At 40.8% G+C, this 10,654-nt stretch carries 10 protein-coding genes and 1 tRNA gene; 5 read left to right on the forward strand and 6 right to left on the reverse strand.

Going from position 1 to position 10,654, the window contains the following annotated elements; genetic code table 11:
* Nucleotides 1–2: 2 nt before the first annotated feature.
* The 3 genes from EGN73_RS05920 to EGN73_RS05930 all read right to left on the reverse strand — a co-directional run bounded on the left by EGN73_RS05920 (nt 3) and on the right by EGN73_RS05930 (nt 2,763).
* Nucleotides 3–431 (reverse strand): c-type cytochrome, encoded by a 429-nt coding sequence (locus EGN73_RS05920; RefSeq protein WP_219287602.1) that lies wholly within the window; start codon nt 429–431, stop codon nt 3–5.
* 14 nt (nt 432–445) lie between these two features.
* Entirely contained in the window at nt 446–1,498 is a 1,053-nt protein-coding gene (locus EGN73_RS05925; protein ID WP_219287603.1) for a sugar phosphate isomerase/epimerase family protein, read from the reverse strand.
* 95 nt (nt 1,499–1,593) lie between these two features.
* On the reverse strand, nt 1,594–2,763 hold the full coding sequence (locus tag EGN73_RS05930; RefSeq protein ID WP_219287604.1) for a Gfo/Idh/MocA family protein: 1,170 nt from the start codon (nt 2,761–2,763) through the stop codon (nt 1,594–1,596).
* A 270-nt stretch (nt 2,764–3,033) separates the two neighbouring features.
* Here EGN73_RS05930 and EGN73_RS05935 point away from each other — a divergent pair, with 270 nt between their 5' ends.
* The 5 genes from EGN73_RS05935 (at nt 3,034) to EGN73_RS05955 (ending at nt 8,405) form a co-directional block, all read left to right on the forward strand.
* On the forward strand, nt 3,034–4,284 hold the full coding sequence (locus tag EGN73_RS05935; protein ID WP_219287636.1) for a nucleoside permease: 1,251 nt from the start codon (nt 3,034–3,036) through the stop codon (nt 4,282–4,284).
* Nucleotides 4,281–5,153 (forward strand): hydroxypyruvate isomerase family protein, encoded by an 873-nt coding sequence (locus EGN73_RS05940; protein ID WP_219287605.1) that lies wholly within the window; start codon nt 4,281–4,283, stop codon nt 5,151–5,153. The genes EGN73_RS05935 and EGN73_RS05940 overlap by 4 nt, the downstream gene beginning before the upstream one ends.
* 23 nt (nt 5,154–5,176) lie before the next feature.
* On the forward strand, nt 5,177–6,856 hold the full coding sequence (locus tag EGN73_RS05945) for a GMC oxidoreductase (RefSeq protein ID WP_219287606.1): 1,680 nt from the start codon (nt 5,177–5,179) through the stop codon (nt 6,854–6,856).
* 19 nt (nt 6,857–6,875) lie between these two features.
* Nucleotides 6,876–7,436: a gluconate 2-dehydrogenase subunit 3 family protein gene (locus EGN73_RS05950; protein WP_219287607.1), complete on the forward strand. Its 561-nt coding sequence runs from the start codon at nt 6,876–6,878 to the stop codon at nt 7,434–7,436.
* Between the two features lie 66 nt (nt 7,437–7,502).
* A complete protein-coding gene (locus EGN73_RS05955; RefSeq protein ID WP_219287608.1) occupies nt 7,503–8,405 on the forward strand; it encodes a sugar phosphate isomerase/epimerase family protein in 903 nt (300 codons plus the stop codon).
* A gap of 31 nt (nt 8,406–8,436) precedes the next feature.
* On the opposite strand, the gene EGN73_RS05960 is transcribed toward EGN73_RS05955, so the two are convergent.
* The 3 genes from EGN73_RS05960 to EGN73_RS05970 all read right to left on the reverse strand — a co-directional run.
* The gene (locus EGN73_RS05960; RefSeq protein ID WP_219287609.1) at nt 8,437–9,084 is read right to left on the reverse strand and encodes an MCP four helix bundle domain-containing protein; all 648 of its coding nucleotides are present in this window, start codon (nt 9,082–9,084) and stop codon (nt 8,437–8,439) included.
* Nucleotides 9,085–9,564: 480 nt separating this feature from the next.
* A tRNA-Lys gene (locus EGN73_RS05965) sits at nt 9,565–9,637 on the reverse strand.
* Between the two features lie 280 nt (nt 9,638–9,917).
* Nucleotides 9,918–10,654 (reverse strand): IS3 family transposase (locus tag EGN73_RS05970; RefSeq protein WP_219287610.1); only part of this gene is annotated, 737 nt, incomplete at its 5' end.

The following is a 10,654-nucleotide window of genomic DNA, read 5'->3' on the forward strand; positions in this document are numbered from 1 at the left end:
TTTTATTTTTTAAGTAGTAAGACATACTTGACTATGGTTTCCACATCATCAGTGTCCAAATGCGGATGAGCAGGCATAGGTACTTCGCCCCACTCACCTACGTTTCCTTTGATTACCCTGGAAGTAAGAAGCTCTACATTTTCAGGTGTATTGTCATATTTAGCCGCTACATCTGCGTAAGATGGGCCTACGATTTTTCTTTCTACCATGTGGCAAGCAGTACATCCAGCCTCTTTGGCTTTGGAGGATCCTGCTACAAATACAGGATCATCTTTGTACTTGTCCTCCAAGCTTTGGGAAGCTGCAGGAGCTGATGAAGAAGTTGATGTTGTGGTTTCGGAGCTGGAAGAACTTGATCCTCCACCTCCACATGCGTAAGCAAGGGAAGCAATAGCTACCATTCCCAATGCCATCGATTTAATTGTTTTCATGTTACTGGAATTAATTAGATACCTAAAATTTTCTTGTTAAATGCTTCATCAGCACCGGTTCCCGCAAAATCGTCAAAGGCTTTTTCGGTTACCCTAATGATATGGTCAGCAATGAATTGAGCACCTTCTATGGCTCCCTGCTCAGGATGCTTGATGGCACATTCCCACTCCAAGACTGCCCATCCATCAAAGTCGTACTGCGAAAGTTTGCTAAAGATACCACTAAAATCCACTTGACCATCACCCAAAGAACGGAATCTTCCTGCTCTGTCGACCCATCCTTGGAAGCCTCCATACACGCCCTGCTTGCCTGTTGGGTTGAATTCTGCATCCTTCACATGGAACATTTTGATTCTATCATGATAAAAATCAATAAATTGAAGGTAATCCAAACACTGCAAAACAAAGTGACTTGGATCGTAAAGGATATTCGCACGTTTGTGGTTATTTACCTTTTCCAAAAACATCTCAAAGGTAATCCCATCATGTAGGTCTTCTCCGGGGTGGAGTTCATAACAGACATCCACACCATATTGATCAAACTCATCAAGAATCGGAGTCCAGCGCTTTGCAAGCTCAGTAAATCCGGTTTCGACCAAACCTGCCGGTCTTTGTGGCCATGGATATACGGTATGCCACATCAAAGCTCCAGAGAAAGTTGCGTGTGCACTAAGCCCAAGGTTAGATGAAGCCTTGGCTGCATACTTTAGTTGCTGGGTTGCCCATTCTGTCTTTCCTTTCAGGTTTCCTGCAAGGTTTGCAGGTGCAAATCCATCAAAAAGCTCATTGTACGCTGGATGTACCGCTACCAACTGGCCCTGAAGGTGGGTAGAAAGCTCGGTGATTTCAAGACCTGCCTCATTGACAGTTCCTTTGATTTCATCTGCATAATCCTTGCTCTCGGCAGCTTTTTGAAGATCTATCATTCTTGGATCCCAAGAGGGAATCTGAACGCCTTTATATCCTACATTGGCCATCCACTCACAAATGGATTTGAGGGAATTAAACGGGGCTGCATCATCTGCAAACTGGGCCAAAAATATCGCTGGTCCTTTAATGGTTTTCATAGGTTTATTATTTTAGATTGTAGATTGTTGATTGTAGATTTAAGATTGTAGATTGAAAATTGAAGATTTTAGATTTTTGGGAAAGAGATTTTTGATTATTTTTCCACTATAAATGGCGTCCATTTTTGATCGGATTCAGAGCTGGCGAGCACATGGTCAATAAAGGCCATACCCCTGATTCCATCTTCTGCACCTGGAAAATCCCACCATTCTGCCTTGGGCTCTTCTCCATTCCTCAAATCATAGATACACCTTGCAAAATTCCTGTATATATTGGCAAATGCTTCTATGTATCCTTCAGGGTGTCCGGCAGGAGTTCTGGTGTTTTCATTGGCCAAAGACCCAAGATACCCGGTACCCGCTCTCCAGACCTCTGCAGGTCGGTTTGGCCATCTTGCGATCAGACTATTGTTATCTTCCTGCTGCCACTCTAAGCCTCCCTTATCCCCATAAACTCTGATTTTAAGGTTGTTTTCACAACCTGTATCCACTTGGGAAGCAGTGAGAATACCGGAGGCATTGTTTTCAAAACGCATCAAAACTGCTCCATCATCATCAATAGGTCTTCCCTCCACCTTAATATCAAGATCAGCACAGATTTTCGTGACATGAAGCCCGGTCACATATTCCGCCAGATTGAAGGCATGAGTACCTATATCACCAAAACAACCGGCCTTCCCGTTTCTGGCAGGGTCTGTCCTCCATTCTGCCTGCTTGTTATTTTCATGCTCCAACAACTTATATAGCCAGCCTTGTGGATATTCAACATACACTTTTTTGATGATCCCTATATCTCCGTTGGCTATCATCTGCTTCATCTGTTTGATCATGGGATAACCAGTATAGGTATGTGTCAAGCAGAATAGTTTATCACTTTTTTTAATGATTTTATAAAGCGTTTTAGCTTCCTCATAATTAAGAGTCAATGGTTTATCCAGTACTACATGGAAGCCGTTTTCAAGGGCCTTTTTTGTAGGGTCAAAATGGACATTGTTGGGAGTAACGATACTGATGATATCGATTCGTTCTTCTTCAGGAAGCTTCAGTTCCTTTTGAATCATCTCATCATAGGAAGCGTAAACTCTGGAAGGGTCCAACATCAGTTCTTCTCCAGCTTGTCTGGATTTTTCGGAATTACTGCTAAATGCCCCTGCGGAAAGTTCAATCAGGCCATCCATCAGGGCTGCATTCCTGTGAATCGCTCCAATAAAGGCCCCGGGACCTCCCCCGACCATTCCCATTTTGAGTTTTTTTCGTATTGCCATTTTTTTAGGTTTAATAGTGTCAGTTAATATTATACTTTAGGTTAATTTCCCTGTAAGATAATTTATCAAATTCATTCACTTAAAAAGCACTTTAAATAATTGATCAATTGCCGTAAGATGTTATGAATGGTAAAGAAATACCTGCTCAATTGATTTATTTGCCACAGATTGGAACATTTAAAATTAAGGTAAAAAACCTTTAAATTAAAGTACAAATTCTATACTTTGCCCGACAGATCCGGATCTTTCAATCCTCAATACACCTATCTTATGCCCCTGGCCACCCGAATTAAGCTATCATTAATGATGTTCCTTGAGTTTTTCATTTGGGGATCTTGGTTTGTTACCATGGGCACTTTTTTGGGGTACAATCTTCAGGCTACCGGAGCACAGACAAGTGCCGCATTCTCGACCCAGTCATTTGGCGCAATCATCGCCCCATTTGTAATTGGGCTGATTGCAGACAGGTACTTCAATGCTGAAAAGATCCTTGGCCTGCTCCACTTAGCTGGAGCTGCCTTGATGTACATGATGTATATTTCAGACAGCTTTCAGCTTTTTTACCCAGCAGTATTTTTATATATGATTCTTTTCATGCCTACATTGGCTTTGGTCAATTCTGTTTCTTTCCGGCAATTGAATGACCCTGAAAAAGAATTTGCACCGATCAGGGTCTGGGGAACTATAGGTTGGATTTCTGCAGGGCTAGTAATCAGCTATTTATTCCATTGGGATTCTTCTGAAGGTATGTCACAAGGCCTGCTAAGAAACACTTTCCTAATGGCTTCTTTAGCTTCTCTGGCATTAGGGATTTTTAGTTTTTCTCTTCCAAAAACACCTCCTAGAGCCGAAAAAGGCCAACAAGTATCCATTTGGAATATAATGGGCCTGGATGCTTTGAAGCTTTTAAAAGACAGAAATTACCTGGTTTTCTTTATTTCCTCGATATTGATCTGTATTCCTTTGGCGTTCTATTATCAAAACGCCAACCCTTTTCTGGCCGAAATTGGCGTAAGTGATCCAACCGGGAAAATGACCATTGGCCAAGTTTCTGAGGCTTTGTTTTTGCTTCTTTTACCGATGTTTTTCAAGCGATTTGGATTCAAAGCCACACTACTTGTGGGAATGATTGCCTGGGCATTGAGATATACCTTATTTGCATTTGGAGATGCCGAAGGAGGACTGTGGATGCTGATAGTGGGAATAGCCTTACATGGTATCTGTTATGACTTTTTCTTTGTATCGGGACAGATATACACAGATTCCAAAGCAGACACCAAAATCCAATCTGCCGCCCAAGGAATGATCACCCTTGCCACTTATGGAGTAGGCATGTTGATCGGTTTTGCTATTGCCGGACAGGTCACTGACATCTATTTACAGGCAGATGGATTACATGATTGGAATTCTATATGGTTGATTCCCGCAGGGATTGCTATATTAGTGGTTCTATTTTTCCTTGTACTTTTCAAAAATGAAGTTTTAAGGAAAAAATCAGAATCTCAAACCGTTAAACAATGACCAAAATAACCAGAAGAAACATTCTCAAAAAAATGGCGCTAGGGTCAGCAACCTTAAGTGTTATGCCTATTGCTGGTTGCTTGACAGCGACATCATCAGATTCCCTTAAAGGAAATATAAACCATGCCGTTTGCCACTGGCCATTTAACCCAATGAGCTTAGAGGATCTTTGTCTAGCTATCAAAAAAATCGGATTCAATGCCATCGACTTAGTTGGTCCAAACAACTGGCACATTCTTAAAAAACATGGGGTAGAGTGTTCCATGTGTAATGGAGCTGAATTGGGAATAGAAAAAGGATGGAACGACCCTCAGTACCATAGAGAGCTTATTGCCAGATATAGCGACATCATTCCCAAAGTAGCAGAAGCAGGATACAAAAACCTGATCTGCTTTAGCGGAAACAGGAATGGAATGGATGATGAAACAGGAATGAAAAACTGTGCGGAAGGCTTAAAAAAAATCACAGGACTTGCTGAGAAACATAATGTAACTTTGATTATGGAACTGCTCAACAGCCGGGTAGACCACCCTGATTACATGTGTGACAAAAGCGCTTGGGGAATTGAGCTTTGTAAAATGGTAGGTTCAGAAAGTTTCAAACTCCTATATGATATCTATCACATGCAGATCATGGAAGGGGACATCATCAGATCAATCAAAAACAACCATAAATATTTCGGTCATTACCATACTGCAGGTAATCCAGGTCGAAACGAAATAAATGACAGCCAAGAAATAAATTACCCAGCTGTGGTAAAAGCTGTTTTAGATACCGGATACAAGGGTTATTTCTGTCAGGAGTTCATTCCTACAAGGCAGGATAAAATTGCCTCTTTGGAAGAGGCAATAAAAATTTGTGATATATAATAAACTCAATATTTAATTTAATTATGGCGGATAATTCGTATGATGCTATCGTTGTCGGGTCCGGAATCAGTGGAGGTTGGGCAGCGAAAGAATTGACAGAAAAAGGGCTTAAAGTCCTTTTGTTGGAAAGGGGTCAGAATGTGGAGCATGTCAAAGACTATAAGAATGCTACTCAAGCTCCTTGGGAAATACCTCACAGAGGCAGAAGAACAGTCGAAATGACTGAAAATCATCCCAACCTTAGAAGGGATTATGTACTGAATGAACAAAATCTTGACTGGTGGGCACAGGAATCTGACTCGCCCTATGTGGAGAAAAAGCCATTCACATGGTTTAGAGGATATCAAGTCGGTGGAAGGTCACTACTTTGGGGAAGGCAGAGTTATAGACTGGCTGACATTGACTTCGAAGCCAATCTGAAAGAAGGTATAGCTGTAGATTGGCCTATTAGGTACAAAGACATTGCACCATGGTACAGTTATGTGGAGAAATTTGCCGGTATTTCCGGTAACAAAGATGGTCTGGCTATTCTACCTGATGGAGAATTCCAGCCACCGATGCCTCTCAACTGTGTGGAAAAAGATGTAGCGGAAAGGGTAAAGAAGGCTTTTGACAATAAAAGGCACATTATAATTGGCCGTCCGGCAAATATCACCCAGCCATTGGAAGGTAGGGTACAGTGTCAGTACAGAAACAAATGTTGGCTAGGATGTCCTTTTGGAGGGTATTTCAGTACACAATCTTCCACTCTTCCGGCAGCCATGAAAACCGGTAACCTTACCTTAAGACCATGGTCTATTGTCAACAAACTCATTTATGACAAAGACAGCAAGAAAGCAACAGGTGTGGAAGTTGTGGATGCCGAAACCAATAAAACCTATGAATTCAATGCAAAGATCATTTTCCTTTGTGCTTCTGCATTCAATTCTACAGCAATATTAATGCGATCTGCGACAGACGTATGGCCAGAAGGATTGGGAAGCAGTTCGGGTGAACTTGGCCACAATGTGATGGACCATCATTTCAGGTTAGGAGCCAACGGTATCGCCGAAGGATATGAAGACAAGTATTACTTCGGACGAAGGCCAACTGGTATTTACATTCCTAGATTCAGGAATATCGATGGAGACAAAAGAGATTACGTCAGAGGTTTTGGATATCAGGGAGCTGCCAGCAGGTCCGGCTGGAGCCGCAATGTCGCTGAGGTAAACTTTGGAGCTCCTTTGAAAGAAGCTCTCAGCGAGCCAGGACCTTGGAGCATGGGCATCACTGCATTTGGTGAAATCCTGCCATACCACGAAAACACCATTAAGCTGAGCAAAGATGTCAAGGATAAATGGGGCCTTTCTGTATTGGAAATGAATGCAGAAATCAAGGAGAACGAAAAGAAAATGAGGGTTGACATGATGAACGATGCAGCTGAAATGCTAGAAGCTGCCGGCCTCAAAAATGTAAACACCTATGATGCAGGATACACATTTGGACAAGGTATACATGAAATGGGAACTGCAAGGATGGGAAGAGATCCCAAAACCTCAGTTCTTAATGGGAACAATCAAGTATGGGATGCCAAAAATGTATTTGTCACTGACGGTGCCTGTATGACTTCGGCAGCAGCCCAGAACCCTTCACTCACATATATGGCCTTGACTGCAAGAGCAGCAGATTTTGCTGTCAGTGAATTGAAAAAAGGCAACTTATAATCCTTAAAAGAATCTAACTATGGCAATGAATAGAAGAGACGCAATCAAGAGCTTCGCCCTAATGATGGGAGGAGCCATGGTAGGTGCTAATGCCATCCTTACTGGATGTGCTCCTGATGACCAAATTCAAGGATTGGAATTCTCCGAAAAAGACATCGCATTTCTGGATGAAATCGGAGAAGCGATTATTCCTACTACAGATACACCAGGAGCTAAAGCGACTGAAATCGGGACCTTTATGGTGATGATGGTAAAAGATACCTACAATTCTGAGCAGCAGCAGTCTTTTGTAGACGGATTGAATTTCATCAAAAAAGACTTCAAAGATCAAAAAGGTAAAGACTTCATGGATGCTTCCACAGAAGAAAGGACTGCCTATCTCAATGAATTGAAAGCAAGAGCTGGAGAATTGGAGGATCAGTCAGCCAAAGCCATTATCGGAATGGTACAGGACCTGACTGTCTTGGGTTATTTCACTTCAGAAATCGGTGCTACCCAGCAACTAAGGTATTATGAAGCCCCTGGAAGATTCGATCCCTGCATCGATTATAAACCAGGTGACAAGGCTTATGCCATCTAAACATGTTGTAAAATCTGAATAAAGGACTGTCTTTTGGGCAGTCCTTATTTATTGAACCCCAACACTATGACAAACAGAAGAAAATTTATTCAAATGAGCGCCATCCTGGGAGCTGGAGCGCTACTTCCATTACAGTTTTGTAATCCAAAAAGAGAAGAATCCAAGAGGTCTACTGAGGCAAGCATCGGAAGTTCAGAGGGCACATTAAATGATTTTGGTCTCCAGTTATATTCTGTAAAAGAAAACATGGCCCAAGATGCAAAAGAAACCATAAGGGCAATTGCTGGATTTGGTTACACACAAATTGAAGGATTTGATGGAGGAAAAGGGATTTTCTGGGGCATGTCCAACAAAGACTTCAAATCCTTTGTGGATGACCTAGGACTGGACTTTATCGCCTCCCATTGCAATACTTTCGAAAACTTAGAGAAATTGGCAGAGGAAGCTGGAGAAATCGGCATGAAATACCTCATCAATCCTTACATAGGACCTCAAAAGTCCATTGATGAATACAAAAGAATGGCTGACGCCTTCAACAAACAAGGTGAAATCTGCAAGCAAAACGGACTAAGGTTTGCCTATCATAACCATGGCTATACATTTACCGAGCTAGAAGGTGAAGTGCCACAAAATATCCTGATGGACAATACAGATCCAGATCTGGTAGATTTTGAAATGGATACTTATTGGGTCTATACAGCTGGATATGACCCTGAAGAATATATCAAAAAGTATCCGGGCAGATTTACTTTAGGGCATGTCAAAGACAAGTCTGGAGACCTCCCCTTTGAGGAAGCAAATGGATCCACATTGATTGGGAATGGCATTATGGACTTCAGTTCAATCCTGAGGACAGGCAAAGACAATGGAATGGAATTTTTTATCGTGGAGCAGGAAAGGTTTGAAGGAACCACTCCGATGGAAGCAGCAGAAAAAAATGCAGCCTACATGAAAAGCTTCAATTTCTAAAAAATAGCCCCAAAAATTTGGGGCTATTTTTTTATATCTCGTTGGAAACCGACTTTGAAGAGTAAATCAAAAAATAAATGATACCCAGTAATATGATCAAAGCCGCGAGTTCAAACTGCGACCAAATTTTAGACCTATTTACTACTTTATCAGAGTTCATCGCCAATTTTTGACCTTCATTAACCTGTATCTGGGACAGTTTTTCAAGATCCCTAAGAGCCCTTTCGATATAGGAATTGTACTCTTTTACCTTCTGTTCATTGATACCTTTTTCTACCGAGTATAGTAAGGTGTAATCAGCTATCCTTAAGTTGTCACTGATAATTCTTTTAAAATCATTGAGAAACTGTTCTTCCGTGGTGGTCAGTTGAGTTTTTTCAAATTCTTTAACCAATCTCAATATCCTTTGCTCATAATCGCTTATTTCCTGGACAGTGTTGGTATAATCACTCTCAAACTCACAATGGTTGATCAATAATTTGATTCTAAAAAGCTTCTCAGAAATAGAAAAAATATAACTCTCCACAACAAGCCGGTCCTCGTAAAATGAAATAAAACTGTCTCCCAACTCATTGAAATTTTTACGTTCAAACAAATTTTTACCAAAAATTATTATCACCAAAAACGTCAGGACTAAAGCAATTTTGACTTTGGCACTTTGGATTTTTCTTCTCCTCATTATTGATGCTGGTTAATTACATTATATGAATATACGGAACTTTACAAGTGATGAAATTAAGCTTGGATTTTCAGCTCAAATCGATATTAATTGATATTTCGATATCGTAAATGTTGTTTTGGAACACCCATTTGTATCAGAAATTGAGGCTACTGGTAAAGAGGCATATAATCATGTTACATTATCAGAAAAAGCAAATAGTAAAGTGTTAATTATTGCCCTTCCTTATTTAATTACAAGTAAGATTTTTGTCAGTTAATAACCTAAAAAAATGAAGCAATTTTAGGGATAAACCTATTTTCAATTACTCCTCACCCAGAATTAGTCCTATCGCCTGAAAAACATCTGGATTAAAAATAAAAAAAACCTCCGATATAGAGGTTTTTTTATGTGATCCCGCTGGAGCTTCCCGATAAGGACTTGCTTCGCGCGTCCAACCGGGATAAACTTCTCACCCTTTGGCGCTGTTCCCAACTTTTGTGATCCCGCTGGGGCTCGAACCCAGGACCCTAACATTAAAAGTGTTATGCTCTACCAGCTGAGCTACGGAATCAATTCTTCATTAATAATGAGAGCATCTCCTTGCGAGAGATGCTCTTCGGCATTGTGATCCTGTCAGGACTCGAACCTGAAACCTTCCCGATTAGTCGGGATGCTCTATCCAGTTGAAACCTAGTTCGTACCCTTCTTCCAAACCTTACAAAATAAAAAAACCTCCGATATAGAGGTTTTTTTATGTGATCCCGCTGGGGCTTCCTGATAAGGACTTGCTTAGCGCGTCCAACCGGGATAAACTTCTCACCTGGATTTGCAACAAAAAACTGGACAACATATTAAGCTGCTATTTTTTGATTTAAGTTTTCAAACTGTTCAGGAGTCATATACTTCAAATAAGAATGCTTCCTTTTTTTGTTGTACCAAATTTCTATAAATTCAAATATTGCAACCTTTGCCTCGGGTATTGTTTTAAATAAAGAATGATATACCATTTCAGATTTGATTATTTTAAAGAAGTTCTCAGCCACAGCATTGTCCCAGCAATTTCCTTTTCTGCTCATACTCTGGCTGATGTTGTAACGGCCTAAATAAGCTCTGAATTGATTACAGGCATATTGGACACCTCTGTCAGAATGAAAGATCAGTTCAAATGGATTGACAGGTCTGTTCTTTATTGCCATTTTAAATGCTGCTATTACAGTTGACTCTGCATCCATACCATGGCTCATGGACCATCCGATTATCTTTCTGTCGTAGAGATCCATGATAATAGTCAGATATAACCAACCCTGTAAAGTCCTGACATAAGTGATGTCTGACACCCATTTCTGTCCTTTCCTTTCCGCTGTAAAATCCCTTTCCAGAAGATTCGGGGATATGCTGAATGAATGATCTGAATCAGTTGTTACAACTTTGAATTTCTTGGAAATAATACTCCTTATCCCCATTTTCTTCATAATTCTGGCTACTCTGGGACGTGATACAAAGATTCCCCTATCCCTGAGATCTATTGTAAGTTTTGGACTACCGGAACGGCCCTTGCTCAGTTCGTACAAGGATTTTATTTCTTCTT

Origin of the sequence: Arthrospiribacter ruber, from assembly GCF_019343195.1 — a bacterium.
GTDB classification, from domain to species: Bacteria; Bacteroidota; Bacteroidia; order Cytophagales; family Cyclobacteriaceae; genus Arthrospiribacter; species Arthrospiribacter ruber.